At 66.0% G+C, this 16,131-nt stretch carries 17 protein-coding genes; 1 reads left to right on the top strand and 16 read right to left on the bottom strand.

The features are described 5' to 3' along the window. Nucleotides 1-34 precede the first annotated feature (34 nt). On the top strand, nucleotides 35-454 hold the full coding sequence (locus ACMPH2_RS06230; protein ID WP_417118923.1) for a helix-turn-helix transcriptional regulator: 420 nt from the start codon (nucleotides 35-37) through the stop codon (nucleotides 452-454). Between the two features lie 33 nt (nucleotides 455-487). Here ACMPH2_RS06230 and ACMPH2_RS06225 read toward each other — a convergent pair whose 3' ends face one another. The 16 genes from ACMPH2_RS06225 to ACMPH2_RS06150 all read right to left on the bottom strand — a co-directional run bounded on the left by ACMPH2_RS06225 (nucleotide 488) and on the right by ACMPH2_RS06150 (nucleotide 16,102). Then, a complete protein-coding gene (locus ACMPH2_RS06225) occupies nucleotides 488-1,165 on the bottom strand; it encodes a YoaK family protein (RefSeq protein ID WP_072500191.1) in 678 nt (225 codons plus the stop codon). 150 nt (nucleotides 1,166-1,315) lie between these two features. After that, nucleotides 1,316-1,456, bottom strand: coding sequence for a rubredoxin-like domain-containing protein (locus ACMPH2_RS06220; protein ID WP_009278154.1), 141 nt, complete (start codon nucleotides 1,454-1,456; stop codon nucleotides 1,316-1,318). 157 nt (nucleotides 1,457-1,613) lie between these two features. Next, nucleotides 1,614-2,090 carry an SsrA-binding protein SmpB gene (smpB, locus tag ACMPH2_RS06215; RefSeq protein WP_009278155.1) on the bottom strand — a complete coding sequence of 159 codons (477 nt, stop codon included), beginning with the start codon at nucleotides 2,088-2,090 and terminating at the stop codon, nucleotides 1,614-1,616. Beyond that, nucleotides 2,074-2,934 carry a hypothetical protein gene (locus ACMPH2_RS06210; protein ID WP_417118922.1) on the bottom strand — a complete coding sequence of 287 codons (861 nt, stop codon included), beginning with the start codon at nucleotides 2,932-2,934 and terminating at the stop codon, nucleotides 2,074-2,076. Before ACMPH2_RS06210 ends, smpB begins: the two co-directional genes overlap by 17 nt. 58 nt (nucleotides 2,935-2,992) lie before the next feature. After that, complete coding sequence (locus ACMPH2_RS06205) at nucleotides 2,993-5,038, bottom strand: ribonuclease R family protein (protein ID WP_417118921.1); 2,046 nt, start codon at nucleotides 5,036-5,038, stop codon at nucleotides 2,993-2,995. Between the two features lie 91 nt (nucleotides 5,039-5,129). After that, a complete protein-coding gene (ftsX, locus tag ACMPH2_RS06200) occupies nucleotides 5,130-6,056 on the bottom strand; it encodes a permease-like cell division protein FtsX (RefSeq protein WP_417118920.1) in 927 nt (308 codons plus the stop codon). Next, a complete protein-coding gene (ftsE, locus tag ACMPH2_RS06195; protein ID WP_062529309.1) occupies nucleotides 6,043-7,107 on the bottom strand; it encodes a cell division ATP-binding protein FtsE in 1,065 nt (354 codons plus the stop codon). Before ftsE ends, ftsX begins: the two co-directional genes overlap by 14 nt. Before the next feature lie 165 nt (nucleotides 7,108-7,272). Further along, the gene (locus ACMPH2_RS06190) at nucleotides 7,273-8,214 is read right to left on the bottom strand and encodes a transketolase family protein (protein ID WP_417118919.1); all 942 of its coding nucleotides are present in this window, start codon (nucleotides 8,212-8,214) and stop codon (nucleotides 7,273-7,275) included. Between the two features lie 3 nt (nucleotides 8,215-8,217). Further along, nucleotides 8,218-9,036 carry a transketolase gene (locus tag ACMPH2_RS06185; protein ID WP_417118918.1) on the bottom strand — a complete coding sequence of 273 codons (819 nt, stop codon included), beginning with the start codon at nucleotides 9,034-9,036 and terminating at the stop codon, nucleotides 8,218-8,220. 103 nt (nucleotides 9,037-9,139) lie between these two features. Continuing rightward, nucleotides 9,140-9,823: a transaldolase family protein gene (locus ACMPH2_RS06180; RefSeq protein WP_009278162.1), complete on the bottom strand. Its 684-nt coding sequence runs from the start codon at nucleotides 9,821-9,823 to the stop codon at nucleotides 9,140-9,142. 89 nt (nucleotides 9,824-9,912) lie between these two features. Further along, nucleotides 9,913-10,773: an L-ribulose-5-phosphate 3-epimerase gene (locus tag ACMPH2_RS06175; protein WP_417118917.1), complete on the bottom strand. Its 861-nt coding sequence runs from the start codon at nucleotides 10,771-10,773 to the stop codon at nucleotides 9,913-9,915. Between the two features lie 72 nt (nucleotides 10,774-10,845). Continuing rightward, on the bottom strand, nucleotides 10,846-11,562 hold the full coding sequence (locus ACMPH2_RS06170; RefSeq protein WP_417118916.1) for an L-ribulose-5-phosphate 4-epimerase: 717 nt from the start codon (nucleotides 11,560-11,562) through the stop codon (nucleotides 10,846-10,848). 218 nt (nucleotides 11,563-11,780) lie between these two features. Beyond that, nucleotides 11,781-12,899: an L-ascorbate 6-phosphate lactonase gene (gene ulaG / locus ACMPH2_RS06165; protein WP_417118915.1), complete on the bottom strand. Its 1,119-nt coding sequence runs from the start codon at nucleotides 12,897-12,899 to the stop codon at nucleotides 11,781-11,783. Nucleotides 12,900-12,963: 64 nt separating this feature from the next. Then, nucleotides 12,964-14,025 carry a hypothetical protein gene (locus ACMPH2_RS06160; RefSeq protein ID WP_072500205.1) on the bottom strand — a complete coding sequence of 354 codons (1,062 nt, stop codon included), beginning with the start codon at nucleotides 14,023-14,025 and terminating at the stop codon, nucleotides 12,964-12,966. A 39-nt stretch (nucleotides 14,026-14,064) separates the two neighbouring features. Further along, nucleotides 14,065-14,376: a PTS sugar transporter subunit IIB gene (locus ACMPH2_RS06155; RefSeq protein WP_417118914.1), complete on the bottom strand. Its 312-nt coding sequence runs from the start codon at nucleotides 14,374-14,376 to the stop codon at nucleotides 14,065-14,067. A 112-nt stretch (nucleotides 14,377-14,488) separates the two neighbouring features. Next, entirely contained in the window at nucleotides 14,489-16,102 is a 1,614-nt protein-coding gene (locus tag ACMPH2_RS06150) for a PTS ascorbate transporter subunit IIC (protein WP_062529298.1), read from the bottom strand. Between the last annotated feature and the right edge of the window lie 29 nt (nucleotides 16,103-16,131).

Here is a 16,131-nt window from a genome sequence, read left to right as displayed (position 1 = left end):
GTAGCCGTCTATCGCACCATCGTGCGCCGCCGCAATGGCGTCTGCCTCGCTGCCAAAGCGGCTGAGGGACGCAAGCCCCCCCATCGTCGCCGGATATGAGGTCGAGCATCTGGCCAAGGCCATATGCCCTCTCGTAGTCCCCATCCTCCACGACGCCGAGGCACTCAGGTCAGTGATGGCCGGCCAGAGCGTCCTGGAGGGAGAGGTCCTGGAGAGGGCGACGACGTTGAGCGGGAGCGTTGTGACAGGCGACGAGTCCGCCCTGGCGCCGCTCTCCCAGCGCGAGCGAGAGGTGGTCAGACTCGTCTCGGAGGGCCTCGACAACTCCCAGATCGCCGCGCGCCTATTTCTCTCGGAGGGGACGGTGCGCAATCACATCAGCGCGATCCTTGCCAAGCTCGCCCTGAGGAACCGCACTCAGATAGCCGTCTTCTACTACAAAAGGTGCCAATAGGCAGAACGCCGCCAAGGGCAGGAGGAAGGCGGCCTACGACTCCTGGCTCGCCCTGCCCTCTCGGTCATGGAACATGAGGGTGATGGCCAAGGCGAGAAGCACGCAGCTCACGCGGATGGCAGACAGTTCGAGGGGCGCCAACAGCCAGTTCCCCAACACTGCACCCACGACGAAGCAGGCGATCACGCCGTAGTAGAGCACCGCCGTCCTGAGGTGGACGCGGCCGCGACCGTGCGCGTACGAGACCAGCGCCTGCGTGCCGCTACGAAGGTTCCCTATGCACATGGTGGTGGCGAATGGCCTGCCGTGGAGCTTTCGGAACGCCTGGACCTGCATGCCACAGGCAAGCGAGGTGAGGCTGTTGGCGAGCAGGTTGAGCTCGTCCGGCATGAACGAGACCGCAAGGAGCAGGAGCACCTCAACGACGAGGACGTACTGCCTCCAGTGAAGCCCGCGCGGCATGCGGAGCTTGAGCTCGTGCGCGAGGACGCAGCCCACGGCGAAGCCCAGGACGGGGCAGGCGTAGCGCGTGGTCGCGGCGAAGTCTCCGGCAGAGAGGTGCACCCCCAGGAGCAGCAGGTTTCCCGTCTGGGCGTTGGCGAAGACCTTGCCGCGCCCAAGGTAGGAGTAGGCGTCCATGAGCCCGCCCGAGAGGGCGAGGATGAGGGCGAGCTCTATTGATTCGGATGTCTGCGACGCGCGCTTGCGCAAGGCTGGGCCTCCCTTGATTCGACCGCCCCCTACCCTACTACGCGTGAGCGAGCCCGTTCGACGCCACACCCGCCCGACACATTCCATCCCGCGTCAAAAGGGACGGCTGGTTGCCCAGCCGTCCCAGGAGGTCACGCTATGTGGTTCAGGCTACTCCTCGACGAGCTCGAACATGTCGGCACCGACGCCGCACATGGGGCAGGTGTAGTCCTCGGGAAGCTCGGGGGTGTCGACCTCGACCTCGAAGCCACAGACGGTGCACACGAACTTGTAGGTCTTCTCGTCAGCCATGGGTGTTTCCTCTCTCCGTTGGCCGCCCGTTCCCCGCGGGCGCGCCAGTTTGTTACCCGAATGGGCGCAATTATCATACCCCACGCAAAGTACCTGCGGCAACGCCGTCTGCCGAGAAGCCATGGCAAACCATGGCCCCAGATGCCCAACTCCCTTGCTAGCGGCTGCGCTCCTTGAGGGCGCGCTGTATGTCGCGGTCCGTCTGCTTCTTGGCGAGGTCGGCCCTCTTGTCATAGAGCTTCTTGCCGCGCCCTAGGCCGAGCTGCAGCTTGACCCGATTGTGCTCGTCGAAGTAGAGCTCCAGGGGCACGATGGCCTGGCCCTTGGTGCGGAGCTTGCCGTCCAGGAAGTCAATCTGCCTGCGGTGCATGAGCAGGCGCCTCCTGCGATCGGGGTCCACGTTCCACACCCCCCCGTTGGAGTAGGGGTGGATGTGCATCCCCACCAGGAAGAGCTCTCCCCCACGGATGATGCAGAAGGAGTCCGTGATCTGGGCCGAGCGCTCGCGCAGGCTCTTGACCTCGGTGCCCGTGAGCTCGACGCCGGCCTCCCAAGTCTGGTCGATGAAGTAGTCGTGCCAGGCGGTGCGGTTCTTCGAGATGGTCTTCTTCTGGCGCCTAGTAGGAGCTGGCATTGCCGTCGCCCCCCTCCTCGTCCTCGGCGCGGATCAGCCTGAGCAGCTCCATGGCGGCCTCCTCGCCCACCAGATCGCGGGCGCGGAGGGTGAGCTGGGCCGCCGTGTCGCGCTGGCCGAGGTCCGCCGCGTCGGTGGCGCACATGAGCAGGCAGACTGCCACCTCCGCGTTGGCGCCGTCGGGCAGACCCTCGGCGGAAAGGAGCTCCCCGGCCTGCTCGTCGCTTACCAGGTCGGGGTCGTGGTCGGTGCCGGCAGCCTGGTCGAGGGCGGCGTCAAGCGAGTCGTCCCGCACGTCGAGCCTGCGTGCGGCGCGCAAGGCGGACGCGGCAGCGAGGGGCTTGTCCTGCGCCACGAAGTAGCCCACGAAGTTGAGGAAGGCCCGTGCGAGGTGGCGCGCGTCACTCGCGCGCTCGAAGACAGAGTAGCTCAGGGCGAGGAACTCCTGGACGTTGCCGTCTATGCGGAAGAGGTCCGCCAGGTTGAGGCGGTACTCGCAGCCCATGGGGTTCCAGCGAACCGCGTGCTTGAGGGCCTCCGTCGCCATAGCGTAGTCGCCCTCGTGGATGCAGGCGAGGGCGAGGTCCGCGTACAGGCGGTCGAGGGGCTCGCCCACGTCGCGCAGCTCGCGCGGGTCGTCCTCCACGCGACGGTACGCGAGGCGCTCGAAGAGCGTGGGGAAGCTGAACCACTGCAGCTCGTCGGTGGTGGGGCAGTTGCGGTCGGCGTACTCCTCCGCATCTTCCGCAAGGCGCGCGAGCAGCTCCTGCGCCTGCCCTGCCTGTCCCTGCACCAGCAGGCCCTCAGCCCGCAGCAGCTCGTCGGTCATGCTCGTCTGGCTCACGTCGGCTCCTTCTTGGGGGAGGCCCCCTCGTCCCGTGTCTAGGGTCATAGACTACCCGTTAGCACCCCTCCGTTGCACGCGGCCCGCCGCCGGCCAAGGCGAAGTCGATCTGCCCTCGCGAGGGCTTCGCCCCCGTCACGGTGACGGCAACGCGCATGCCGGGCCTCCAGACGCGCCCGCTCTCCTCGCCCGTGAGCGTGAGCAGCTCCTGGTCGAACGAGAACCACTCGTCGCCCAGCTCCCGCACGGGCAGCAGTCCCTCCGCGCAGCTCTGGTCCAGCATCACGAAGAGCCCGTAGCGTTCGCAGCCCACCACGACGCCCGAGAAGTCCTGGCCCACCTTGTCGGAGAACAGCTGGGCCATCTTGACCTTCTGGGAGTCGCGCTCCGCGGCGTCCGCCACGCGTTCCCGCTCGGAGCAGCTCCGGCAGATCTGGGGGAGCTCGCACTCCATCTGTGCGACGTCACGGCCCGCCCTCGCCCCGGCGAGGAGGGCCTTGAGGCTGCGATGTACCACAAGGTCGGGATAGCGCCTGATGGGGGAGGTGAAGTGGCAGTACGCGGGGGCGCCCAGGGCGTAGTGGCCGTCATTGTGGGGAAGGTACACGGCCCTGCGCTGCGCGCGAAGGAGCACCGCGTTGGCCAGCACCTCCGCCGTGGTGCCACGCGCCGCGTCCAGTACCCCCTGGATGGAGTGCGGGTCCGCGGCAAGGAGTCCGGCGACCTCCTCGGCATGCACCAGGCCGAGCTCGCGCAGGATGGGCAGGGCGGCGGCGAGGTCCTCGTGGGTGGGTTGCTCGTGCACGCGATATGCCGTCGCAATGCCACCCGAAGAGAGCATGTCCGCCACGGCCTCGTTGGCGAGGAGCATGGCCTCCTCCACCAGGGCCGTGGCGCGCGTGCGGGCGCGCACGCGGACGCCGGTGGGATGCCCCTCCTGGTCGAGGGTCACCTTCGCCTCGCGCGTCTGGAAGTCGATGGCACCGCGCTCGCGCCTCCGCTCGACCCTTAGGCGGGCGATCTGGTCGAGCACCCCGAGGGATTCGACTATGGCCCCCTGGTCCCCCCGTGCAGCAGGAAGGTCACCCGCAGAGATCCTCCCCTCCAGGAGGGCGTCGACCTCGTCGTAGCTCAACCGTGCCCTGGAGCGGACGGCGGAGCAGCAGGCCTCTGTCGCACGAGGCTCTCCCCTCTCGTCAAGCGAGACGAACACGCTCATGGCGAGCCGGTCCTCGTCTGGGCGCAGGGAGCAGAGGCCGTTGCAGAGGCGCTCCGGAAGCATGGGGAGGACTCGGTCGGCGAGGTAGCAGGAGCAGCCCCGCTGCCTCGCCTCCACGTCCATGGAACTGTTCCACCGCACGTAGTGGGACACGTCGGCGATGTGGACCTCGAGCTCGAAGCCATCGGGCGTCCTGCGCGCTCCGACGGCGTCGTCGAAGTCGCGTGCGTCCGCCGGGTCAATGGTCACGGTGACGTGCGAGCGCAGGTCCCGCCTGCGGCGGTCGGACGCAAGCGCGCCGTCGACGTCCAGGGAGAGCGACTCGGCCTCGCGCAGTGCGACTTCGGGGAAGCTCGTCGCCAGGCCGTGCGAGGCGATCACCGCCTCCATGTCCAGGTCGAGCTCCTGGGCGGAGCCAACCCTGCGGGCTATGGTCACGACCCCGGCGGCATGGCGGCTGGGATACTCGAGTATGCGCGCCTCGACCACGTCCCCCTGCCCCACGCCCAGCCGACGCGCGCTCTGGTCCTGCGGGAGGACGAAGAAGTCGTGGGTGATGCGCCCGTCCAGGGGAAGGACGACGCCCAGGGGGTCGGCCTCCTCGTAGCTGCCCAGGAACTCGTTGCGCGCGCGGGCAACGACGCCCTGCACGTACGCCACGCGCTCTTTGCTCCCGTGCCCGCGGGCCAGGCTCAGCCGGACCTCGTCCCCGTCCATGCCCTCGCGGAGTCCTCCCCTCGCCACGACGAAGTCCCCCTCTGCGGTATGCACGGTGGCGAGCCCGGGGCGCACCACCCTGAGCGTGCCGGTGAGAAGGGCCTTCGGCTTGCGGACGCCGGTGCCTCTCCCCCGCCGCCCGGAACCATGCGAATGCCTGACGGACATGGAACCTCCCTATGAGACGGGCGGCGCAACCCGAAGGCCACGCCGCCCAGACGAGCTCATGCGCGGACAGCGCCCGCGGTTCGATTGCCGGCTAGACCCTGAGGAAGCGCCTCATGGCGATGGCCGAGCCAAAGAGGCCCAGCACCAGCCCGGCGACGAGCAAGGCCCCGTAGGTGGTGAGCATCACGTTGAGGGGCAGGTTGAACGAGAGGAACTGCAGGCTGTTCTGGAGCTTGGGGAGCACGACCTGGGACCCCAGCTGCAGGACGGCGATGGCCAGGAGGGAACCGATGAGCGCCTCGAGCATGCCCTCTGCCAGGAAGGGCCCGCGGATGAAGCCGTTGGAGGCGCCAACCAGACGCATGATGGCAATCTCGCGCCTGCGGGCGGCGATGGCCAGACGAATGGTGTTGTTGATGAACACGAAGGCGATGAACGCCAGCAGCAGGACCAGGACCGCCACGCCGACGCGCAGGTAGTAGGTCACGCTGAAGAGGCGTTCGACCGTCTCGCGGCCGTACTGCACGGAGGACGAAGGGTCGTTGGCGTCGTCCGCCACGCCCTTGAAGTCAGCGTCGCCCGAGAGCTGGGTGGCCACGGACTCGACCTCCTGGGGGTTGGTGAGGGTGATGACCAACGAGGCGGGGACGGGGTTCTCGCCGTCGAGGGCCGCAACGGCATCGCTGGCGTTGCGATTGCTCATGGTCTGCTTGTATTCCTCCAGCGCCTGGTCCTTGCTCTTGTACGAGACGGACTCGACGTTGTCCCAGCCCTGGACCTTCCTCTGCAGAGCGTCCACCGCCGACTTGTCGGCGGTGTCGTTGAGGAAGGCCTGGATGGTGACCTGGTCCTCGACGCTGCCCACGAGGTTGTTGATGAGCGCTGAGCCCATCACGAACAGCCCGATGACGAAGAGCGAGAGGAAGATGGTGACGATGGCCCCCAGCACGGTGGACCAGTTCCTACGGAAGTGCCTTACCGCCTCGCGCAGGGAGTAGCCGATGTTAGATGGCGCCATAGTAGCCGTAGCCTCCCCTCTCCTGGTCGCGCACGACGTGGCCGGCCTCAAGGGCCAGGACGCGCTTGCGCATGGAATCGACCATCTCGCGGTCATGGGTCGCCATGACGACGGTGGTTCCGGTGCGGTTGATGCGGTCGAGCAGCTTCATGATGCCCAGCGAGATGGCGGGGTCCAGGTTGCCCGTGGGCTCGTCGCAGACGAGCAGGGGAGGCCTGTTGACCATGGCGCGGGCGACGGAGACGCGCTGCTGCTCTCCGCCCGAGAGCTGGTCGGGGTAGTTGTCCATCTTCTCGGCCAGTCCGACGAGGCGAAGCACCTCGGGCACCTGTGCCTTGATGACGGACCGGGGCTTGCCGATGCACTCCAGCGCGAACGAGACGTTCTCGTACACGGTCTTGTCGGGCAGGAGCTTGAAGTCCTGGTACACCGTGCCAATCTGGCGGCGGAGGTACGGGACCTTGCCGTTGCGCATGCGCGTGAGCTCCTGACCGGCGACCATGACCTTGCCCTTGGTGGCGCGAAGCTCGCGCGTGAGGAGCTTGAGGAAGGTAGACTTGCCGGAGCCGGAGTGACCCACGACGAAGACGAACTCGCCAGGATAGATGTCCAGGCTGACGTCATCGAGGGCGGGCTTGTTGGGCTGGGCGGGGTAGATCAGTGTGACGTTTCTGAGCGAGATGGTGGGGGTCCCCGTACGCGCGACCACGGGGGCGTTGGAACCATCAATGGGGGCGAACACGCTGGTGAAGCCAGGCTGGGCGGGAGCCTGCGCCTCGTCCTCGCGCACGGTCAGGCCGGCGGCGGAAGCCCCTGCCTGCTGAGGCTCGGGTGCTCGGGGCGCCTCGGCTACCGACTGCTCGGGCATGGTGTTCTGGTCCTCTTCGGGAGCCGGCGCCACGTGGCGCGGCTCCGGCTGGGGGGCGGCGTCCTGCGCGGGCTCCTCGCCCGTCACGTCCGCACCCACCTCAGGGACCTGCGAGTCGGCGGGAGCCTGCTGCTCCAGCTCCTCGTCCCCCTGTCGCTCGCTGCTGCGAAAGTGGTTGGCCACAAGAGCTCCTTTTTCTACGTAGCGAAAACTGACAGATTCCGGTGCATTTTAGCAAATGGCCCCAAAGTCGCAGCTTAGGGGCCAGCCACCGCACATATAAAGCACGCTGTGGCCCCGACCCCTAGGGGCGCGGGGCCACAGCCATGCCCATATGGCAGTCAGCTCCTAGTGGAGGAACTCCTCGACCTCGGCCTGGATGCCCCTTGCGTCCAGGCCATACTTGGCCAGCAGGTCCAACGCGGGTCCGGACTCGCCGAAGACGTCACGCACGCCGACCTTGCGGACGGGCGTGGGGCAACTCGCACTGAGCGCGTCGCAGACGGCGCTGCCCAGGCCGCCGATGACGGAGTGCTCCTCCACGGTGACGACCCTGCCGGTCTTCCTGGCCGAGGCGATGACGGTCTTCTCGTCGAGGGGCTTGATGGTGTGGATGTTCACGACCTCGGCGCTGACGCCCCTCTCCGCGAGCGCCTCGGCCGCCTCGAGCGAGGCGGCGACCATGAGGCCGCAGGCGACGATGGTGACGTCCGTCCCCTCTCGCTCGACGATGCCCCTCCCCAGCTCGAACTCGTAGCTGGCGGGGTCGTGGAAGACGGGGCCGGCGAGGCGCCCGAAGCGCATGTAGACGGGACCGTCCAGCTCGTAGGCGGCGCGGACGACCGCGCGCGCCTCGACGTCGTCGGAGGGGACGACCACGGTCATGCCGGGGATGGTGCGCATGAGGGCGATGTCCTCGTTGCACTGGTGCGTGGCACCATCCTCGCCCACCGAGATGCCGGCGTGCGTGGCGCCGATCTTGACGTTGAGGTGGGGGTAGCCGATGGAGTTGCGCACCTGCTCGAAGGCGCGGCCGGCGGCGAACATCGCGAAGGTGCTCGCGAAGGCGACGCGCCCGGTGGTGGCGATGCCGGCCGACACGCCCATGAGGTTGCCCTCGGCGATGCCCACGTCGAAGAAGCGGTCGGGGTAGGCCGCCTTGAACTTGCCCGTCTGGGTGGCGGCCGCGAGGTCCGCGTCCAGGACCACGAAGTCGTCGTGCTCCGCGCCCAGCTCGACGAGGGCCTCGCCGTAGCTCTGGCGCGTGGCGATCATCTTGGTGTCTGCCATCTGCTATGCCTCCTCGAGTTCTGCCATGGCCTGCGCGTACTGCTCGTCGTTGGGGGCCTTGCCGTGCCAGCCCACCTGGTTCTCCATGAACGAGACGCCCTTGCCCTTCACGGTGTGGGCGACGATGCAGCTGGGAGAGCCCTTGGTCTGGCGTGCCTCGGCGAAGGCGGCGCGCAGCTGGTCGAAGTCGTTGCCGTCGGAGACCTCGATCACGTGGAAGTTGAAGGCGCGGAACTTGTCGGCGATGGGCTGGGCGGAGTTGACCTCCTCGATGGTCCCGTCGATCTGGAGCCCGTTGTTGTCGACGACCAGGCAGAGGTTGTCGAGCTGGTGGTTGCCGGCGAACATCGCGGCCTCCCAGACCTGGCCCTCCTCGATCTCTCCGTCACCCAGCAGGCAGTAGGTGCGGTAGGAGTCGCCCCAGTGCTTCGCCGCCAGCGCCATGCCCACCGCGGCCGAAACGCCCTGGCCCAGCGAGCCGGTGGTCATGTCGACGCCGGGGGTGTCGTTCATGTTGGGATGGCCCTGCAGGTGGGAACCGATGTGGCGCAGGGTCTCGAGGTCCCCCGTGGGGAAGAAGCCCCTCTGCGCGAGCGTGGCATAGAGGCCCGGCGCGCAGTGGCCCTTGGAGAGGACGAAGCGGTCGCGGCTGGCCTTGCGGGGGTCGGCGGGGTCGACGTCCATCTCCTCGAAGTAGAGGTAGGTGAAGATCTCGGTCGCGGAGAGCGACCCACCGGGGTGGCCCGACTTGGCGGCGTGCGTGCCGGTCAGGATCCCCTTGCGGACCTCCCTGGCTATGGTCTTGAGCTCGTCATTGCCCATGGCGTCTCCTTCTGTCGTCTTGTCTTGCCAAGGGGGGTGCGCCCCTCTCGGCTAAAAAAGTCCCGGCCGGCAGAGACGCCGACCGGGACCTGCTGGTGCTTTCCTACGCCTCTGCGGTGACCTTGGCCCAGTCTGCGGCAAAGAGCTCGAGGCCGCGGTCGGTGAGCGGGTGGTGCACGCACTTCTTGAGCGCGCCGAAGGGCACCGTGGCGATGTCGGCGCCAAGGAGCGCCGCCTGGGTCACGTGGTGCGGCGTGCGCACGGACGCGGTGATGATCTCTGGGCCGTCCTCCTCGTCCCAGTAGCCGTAGCTGTAGTTGTGGACGGCGTCGATCATCTCCTCCAAGTGGTCGAGGCCCTCGTCACCGATGTCGTCGAAACGGCCGACGAAGGGGCTGATGTAGCGGGCGCCGGCACGAGCCGCGAGCAGCGCCTGGGGAGCGGAGAAGACCAGGGTGCAGTTGACGCGAATCCCCTCCTTGGCCAGGGTGTGCATGGCGGGCAAGCTTGCCTCGCAGATGGGGAGCTTGACCACGATGTTGGGTGCGAGAGAGGCAAGGCGACGACCCTCGGCGATCATGTCCTCGGTGGTCTCGGCGGTGGACTCTGCCGAGACGGGCAGGCCCTCGCAGATCTGGCAGATCTTGACCATGTGGCCCTCGAAGTCGGCGAGCTTTCCGCCGGTCTTGGCATAGAGGCTCGGGTTGGTGGTCACGCCAGAGAGGCAACCCCAGGACTCCGCCTCCTTGATCTCATCGAGGTCCGCGGTATCGACGAAGAACTTCATGAAGAGCTCCTTTCGACGCGCCCGCCAACGGGCGACTTCCACCGTACTTGAGCGAAGTGGCCAGATGGCACCATATTACAAGGGATAGCCTATCCCAGCTCTGCCATCGCGGCGTCGATCTTTTCGCGGACGAACTCGGATGCATGGGCCACGTCGTCCCTCCAGGCATCGGAGCCGAGGTACCACATCTCGCAGACGTAGCGACGAACCCCCTGGGGGACGAGCTGGGAGAGGGCGCCCTCGTAGTCGGTCGTACCCTGCCCGAAGAGCATGTCACGATACTTGCCCGCCTCGGTCGCCTTCATGTGAGCCGCGAAGATGTGCCCGGCGCCAGTCGCGATGTCATCCGCGACCGACTTGCCATAGATCAGCGAGGCATTGGTCAGGTTGCCCGCGTCGGGATAGACGCCCAGGAAGGGGCTGCCCACGAGGTCGACGTAGCACATGGCCTTCTCGACCGTGTCCATGAAGGGAGTCTCCATGGTCTCGAAGCCCATCACGACGCCCGCGCTGGCCGCCATCTCGGTTGCCTTGGCCAGGTTCTCGGCGAAGTACCTCTCGGAGTCGGCGTGAGCGTCCTCCTCGTAGTAGGCGTCGTAACCGGCCAGCTGGATGATGCGCAGGCCGAGGTCGCAGGCGAGGTCGAGCGCCTTGTCCATCATGACCAGGGCGTACTCGCGCTTCTTGGGGTCCTTTGCCCCGAGGGGCCACTTGCGGTGGCCCGAGAGGCACATGGAGCCCAGGGGCACGCCCGTGTTGCGCATGGCCTCGACCACCGCGCCCCTCTCCGCAGCAGTCCAGTCCAGGCGTGCCTGGCGGGCGTCGGACTCGTCGACCGAGATCTCCATGTAGTCGAACCCGGCCTCGGCAGTCACCTGGAGACGCTCCTCCCAGCTCAGGTCCTGGGGGGTCGCCTTCTCGTACAGTCCCAGCTCGTAGCTCTTGCCCATGGGGCTCCCTTCGTAGCGCCGCGGGACGGAGGCCCAGCCCCGCGGCCGGATGACATGCCCTTGCGCGACGCCCTACTTCCCCTGGCCGTAGTAGGCGTTGGGGCCGTGCTTGCGCATGTAGTGCTTGTCGAGCAGATACTGCGGGGCCTCTGCCTCCTTGACCGGCTTGCCCATCACGCCGCAGAGGGTCTCGGTGCGCAGGCCCATGAGCGCCGTCTCTTCCATCACCTTGGCGTGGTAGACAGCCTGCGCCGCATCCTTGCCCCAGCTGAAGGGTCCATGGTTGCGCACGAGGCAGCCAGGCTGGGCGATGGGGTCCAGGGCCTCGAAGCCCTCGGCGATGACCTTGCCGGTGTTGAGCTCGTAGGCCTCCTCGATCTCTTCCTTGGTGAGGCCCCTCATGCAGGGGATGGAGCCATAGAAGTAGTCGGCCTGCGTGGTGCCGTAGCAGGGGATGGAACGACCGGCCTGGGCCCAGGCCACGGCGCAGTTGGAGTGGGTGTGGACGATGCCGCCGATCTTGTCTCCCCAGACCCTGTAGAGGTAGGCGTGGGTGGGCGTGTCGGAGGAGGGGTTGAGCTCGCCCTCCACCACCTTGCCGTCGAGGTCGCACATCACGAGCTTGTCGGGCGTGAGCTCGTCGTAGTCGACGCCGGAGGGCTTGATCACGAACAGGCCGCTCTCGCGGTCGAGCTCGGAGGCATTGCCCCAGGTGAAGACGACCAGGTCGAACTTGGGAAGGTCCATGTTGGCCTCGTAGACCTTCTCGCGCAGTTCCTTGAGCATCATAGTGACCCCTCTCGTCGTGTTCCATGCTTCCGGCCGTCGCGACGACGGCCCTCGTGGATGACTCAATTCTAGCGCGGGGAGACCTGCAGCCGCGAAGCTTCCCGAGCCGCGCCATGGGCCGCGGACGTCAGCCGGACCATTCCTAAGACGAGGGCCCCGGACGCGGCTCGCGCACGTCCGGGGCCCAACGTCATGGCTTGTCGCCTACGCTGCCATGCCTACAGGACCGAGCGGAACGGCACGTTGGGCTCGTGGTCGAAGCAGTCGTGGAAGCCGCGATCGTACATGTACTCCTTCTTGTCCTTGTCGAGGGGGTACGTGTAGTCACCGCCGACCCGCCAGTAGTAGGGATGGAAGCTGTAGTTGAGGCGCTCCTTGCGCATCTGGTACAGGACCTCGATCTCGCGCTGGTCGGCCATGAAGTTGGTCCAGACGTCCCAGTGGATGGGAATGACGACCTTCGCCTGCAGGGCCTCGGCCATGCGCAGGATGTCGGATGCCTCCATCTTGTCCTGCATGCCAAGCGGGTTGCAGCCAAAGGACCCAAAGGCCACGTCGACGCCACCGTACTCCTTCATGATGTCCTTGCCGTGCTTGGCGAAGTAGATGGAGTAGTGGGAGTCGCCGCTGTGGTAGATGTTGCCACCGGGGGTCACGAGCAGGTAGTTGACGGCCTTCTCGTCCATGTCCATCGGGCACTTGCCCCAGAGGTCCTCGCGGTCGGGGCCAGTGGAGTCGGTCGTGGTGATGCAGGTGCGATCGAAGGAGTCCATGACGACGATCTCGAGGTCCTTGATCTTGATCTTGTCGCCGGGCTTGACGACGGTGATGCGGTCCTCGGGGACGCCCCACTTGCGCCAGAAGTCAGCGGACTTCTCGGGCCCGATGAACGGCACGGGAATCTCGTTGCCGTTCTCGTCCGTGGTGGTCATGCCGGACTGGATGACATGCGCGGCCCACTCCTTGGACATGTGGTCCTGGTGGTAGTGGGTGGCCAAGACGGCGTCCACGTGGTGGAAGCCGAAGGGGTCGAAGACATAGGGGATGTTGCGCAGGTTGGGCTGCATGGCACGGCAGCCGGCCATGTTGGCCATCTGGTGGCCGACCTTCATCTTGCCGTCGCCGTGGGTGCGCTTGCCGTTGCCCGTCCACAGGTCAATGGTGATGTTGGCGTTGCCGGGGGTCTTGACCCACATGCCGGTGCAGCCGAGCCACCACATCTTGACGTTGCCCTCGGGAACAACTGCGTTCTCGATGTCCTCGTTGAGCCAGGTCCCCCACTCGGGGAAGGTGCTCATGATCCAACCCTCGCGAGTGACGTCGTCGATTGCGGACATTCTTACCTCCTTGTTGTGTGTATGCCACCCGGCGATTGGCCGGGTGGCATGGTTGGGCGTGACGCTAGGCGCGCACGGTGTATAGCGCGGCCTCGTCCGTCTCGCGGTTGGTGGAGATGATGTGGTCCACGCCCTCGGAGTCCCTGAAGACCCAGCAGTTCGCGGGCCCGCGGTCGTGGTCGATGACTTCGACCTCGTACTCGCCGTCCTCGAAGTGGAGCCTGAGGAGGTCGCGCTCGTCCTTGCGGTTGCCGATGACGGCGCACTTGCTACCGCAGAGGTCACCCGACCAGATGGCGTGGAGGAAGCCGCGCTTCTGGGGGTCAGTCCACACGAGCTCGTACTTGTCCTCGACGTCGGTCTCGTGCCACACGGAGAGCGTATCTCCATGGAACTTCGAGATCGTCACGATCTCGTCCTTGCCATCACCGTCCAGGTCGATGGGAGTCATGTCGCTCGTGGGCTGAACGACGAGGCACCTGACCGTCCAGTCCTCGCCGTCGCTCGCGGGCGGAACGTAGCGAAACACGCCGGCGGCAGTGCCGACGAGCGCGAAGGAGCCGTCAGGGGCGGAGTAGAAGCCGTGGTTCTGCAGCTGGTAGTCGGCGAGGCAAGTCAGCTCAAGCTGGTGTTCCTCGTCGTAGTCCTCCAGGCGCTCGGGCAGCTTCGCGACATACACGGCGCCAGGAACGAGCCAGTCGTCCTTCACCCCGTTACGACAGGCGCTCTTGATGGTGCAGGCGAAGAGCCACTTCTGGCCATCGGCACCCGTGAGCACGCCAAAGCGGTGGACGTAGGGCAGGTCGCAGATTACGGAGCGCTTCCAGCTGCCGTCAACCTGCTTGGTGTAGCTGACGATCTTGGCGTCATCGGCACCGAAGTTGGGCGAGAAGAACTGGTAGGTCGCCATGAGCTGGTCACCGCGCCCGGGGGTCTGCATGACGGTCATGACCCCTCCGGGGCCGTCGCACACGTTCTCGTGCGCATTGCCGTCCAGGTCGAAGCGACGGATGGGACCGTCCTTCTCGGTCGCGACCACGAAGCCCTCGAAGTCGTCGGCGTCAAACATGCCGATGGCGTAGCACTTGGGCATGTCGGTTGCCAGAATCTTCTTTTCGTAGTTCATACTGTGCAGCTCCCAGCTGTTTGGATTGGGCGAGGCGTCCTACTTGGCGAACTTCTTGTCGAGGCCGTTCTCGACGAACTTCTCCTCGACCTCCTTGTCAGAGAGGACGTTCTTCAGGGGGATGCAGACGACCTTGCCAGAGGCCTTCACGGCATCGAACATGTTCTCGAAGTTGCGGGGGAAGCAGACGACATCGAAGTTCTTGGCGGTCGAGGTGCCCTCGGCGAGGGCGCAGTGATGGACCTGGGCCACGTCCATGCCGAGCTTGTTGGCAACGCGCTCGACGGTGAGCTGCATCATCAGGGAAGTGCCGGAGCCGTTCGCACATGCGCAGAGAATCTTTGCACCCATCGTAAAGTTCCTTTCTGTTGGTCCCACTCTTTGGATGTTGCCCCACGTGCCTGATGGCACGCGGGGCAAGGTTCCGGTCCGGCGGTTCGGCCCGTCGGACCGGAGTGAAGCCTTATGCAGAGACGGACTCGCCCTTGGCCTTGTCGCGGAGCTCGACATACTTGTCGTAGTCCTCGACCTCGAGGAAGTACGCGCTCTTGCCGTTCTCGTCCTTGGGGGCGAAGTGGTACTGGAGCTGCGGGATGGCGATGAGGATGAGAGCCACGACCGCGACGCCGGCCCAGCTGAGGTAGTGCATGATGACCGTGAACGCAGGCCACACGACCGCCCAGTCGAACATGCCCAGGTAGCCGCCGAACTGGTACATCTGGACCCAGGAGGCGATGGCGGCGGAGCCGAAGACCTGGCAGAGGCCGCAGATGAACGGAATGATCAGGCAGGCCTTCAGGCCACCCTTGTTGTTGGCATAGACGCCCAAGGTGGCGTTGTCGAAGAACAGGGGCACGAAGCCTGCGATGACCAGCACGGGGCTCTTGGCCAGGATCAGCACCGCGATGGCGATGAACTGACCGACGGCGCCGGCCATGAAGCCCAGGGTCACGGCGTTGGTGGAGCCGAAGCCAAAGGTGACGGCGCAATCGACGCCGGGCACGGAGCCCTTGATGAGCTTCTGGGTGATGCCCTGGAAGGAGGCGGTGAGCTCGGCAACGAAGGTGCGGACGCCCAGCTGCAGGATGGTCAGGTACACCGCGAACTGGAAGCAGTTGTAGAGGACGTAGAAGAAGAAGTCCTTGCCGGGCTTGAGGGCGGCGTTACCGGTGAGCAGGAAGGCCTTGTCGGTCTGTGCGGGGTCGGAGAGCTTGATCAGGAACTCGGGCCCAATGACGCACAGGATGATGCCGAAGAAGAGCGTCATGAGGATGGCGGTCGAGACCATGTTCTCGTTGAACATGGAAAGCCAGCCGGGAAGCTCGATGTCCTCGAGCTTCTTGTCGAAGACGGACTCCTTGCCAGGGTTCTTGGCACGACGAGCATCGTCACGCTTCGCCATCCAGCCGGCAGCCTTGGAGGCCAGGAAGATGCCGAACATCTGCTGGTGGCCGATGGAGAAGCCGGCGCCCTCGGTAAGCTCCTGGGTCGGGCCGATGGTGATGTTGGAGCCGACGGCCCAGTAGAGGCCGAGGAGGATCGTCATGACGACCAGCGCGGGACCACTCATGAGCTGCGGGAAGCAGAACATGATGAGCCAGAGGGCGGTCGCCGCCTGCTGCACCTGGACGTTGCCAGTGGTGAAGATGGCACGCATCTTCGTGTACTTCTTCAGGGCCACGAGGGTGATGTTGAGGATGTACGCGAAGAGAAGGAGCAGCATGTACTGTGAGATGTTGGCACCCATCAGGAAGCTGACGGAGGCGTTGCCCTCGGCAGCGGCCTTGACGCCCGCGTCGACGGCATTGTTGCCGAAGTAGGGGTCGATGACCATGGCCTGCAGGCCAAAGCGCTGGCCAAGGCCGACGGTGACGGGGCGGAACGCCGACACGAGGCCGCCGGAGCCAACCTGGAGGATCATGTAGCCGACGGAGGCCTTGATGAAGCCCGCGAGGACCTCATACCACTTCTTGCCCAGCAGGGCATAGCCCACGATGACGATGAGACCGATGATCCAGGCAGGCTGAGACAGAATGGTGCTGGCGAACCAGTTGACCGCTGCCATCAATATGTCCATTTCCTCTCCTAACTAAAAACCGGTGTTGC

The sequence above is a fragment of the Olsenella phocaeensis genome (assembly GCF_048189965.1).
Taxonomy (GTDB): Bacteria; Actinomycetota; Coriobacteriia; order Coriobacteriales; family Atopobiaceae; genus Olsenella_I; species Olsenella_I phocaeensis.
This window is presented reverse-complemented; position numbering and strand designations above follow the sequence as displayed.

What these genes read in the sequence shown, in the direction of transcription:
- ACMPH2_RS06230 (WP_417118923.1), top strand. Translation starts at nt 35, where the DNA reads ATGGCGTCTGCCTCGCTGCCAAAGCGGCTGAGGGACGCAAGCCCCCCC.
- ACMPH2_RS06220 (WP_009278154.1), bottom strand. Translation starts at nt 1,456, where the DNA reads ATGGCTGACGAGAAGACCTACAAGTTCGTGTGCACCGTCTGTGGCTTC.
- smpB (WP_009278155.1), bottom strand. Translation starts at nt 2,090, where the DNA reads ATGCCAGCTCCTACTAGGCGCCAGAAGAAGACCATCTCGAAGAACCGC.
- ACMPH2_RS06205 (WP_417118921.1), bottom strand. Translation starts at nt 5,038, where the DNA reads ATGTCCGTCAGGCATTCGCATGGTTCCGGGCGGCGGGGGAGAGGCACC.
- ftsX (WP_417118920.1), bottom strand. Translation starts at nt 6,056, where the DNA reads ATGGCGCCATCTAACATCGGCTACTCCCTGCGCGAGGCGGTAAGGCAC.
- ACMPH2_RS06190 (WP_417118919.1), bottom strand. Translation starts at nt 8,214, where the DNA reads ATGGCAGACACCAAGATGATCGCCACGCGCCAGAGCTACGGCGAGGCC.
- ACMPH2_RS06185 (WP_417118918.1), bottom strand. Translation starts at nt 9,036, where the DNA reads ATGGGCAATGACGAGCTCAAGACCATAGCCAGGGAGGTCCGCAAGGGG.
- ACMPH2_RS06180 (WP_009278162.1), bottom strand. Translation starts at nt 9,823, where the DNA reads ATGAAGTTCTTCGTCGATACCGCGGACCTCGATGAGATCAAGGAGGCG.
- ACMPH2_RS06175 (WP_417118917.1), bottom strand. Translation starts at nt 10,773, where the DNA reads ATGGGCAAGAGCTACGAGCTGGGACTGTACGAGAAGGCGACCCCCCAG.
- ACMPH2_RS06170 (WP_417118916.1), bottom strand. Translation starts at nt 11,562, where the DNA reads ATGATGCTCAAGGAACTGCGCGAGAAGGTCTACGAGGCCAACATGGAC.
- ulaG (WP_417118915.1), bottom strand. Translation starts at nt 12,899, where the DNA reads ATGTCCGCAATCGACGACGTCACTCGCGAGGGTTGGATCATGAGCACC.
- ACMPH2_RS06160 (WP_072500205.1), bottom strand. Translation starts at nt 14,025, where the DNA reads ATGAACTACGAAAAGAAGATTCTGGCAACCGACATGCCCAAGTGCTAC.
- ACMPH2_RS06155 (WP_417118914.1), bottom strand. Translation starts at nt 14,376, where the DNA reads ATGGGTGCAAAGATTCTCTGCGCATGTGCGAACGGCTCCGGCACTTCC.
- ACMPH2_RS06150 (WP_062529298.1), bottom strand. Translation starts at nt 16,102, where the DNA reads ATGGACATATTGATGGCAGCGGTCAACTGGTTCGCCAGCACCATTCTG.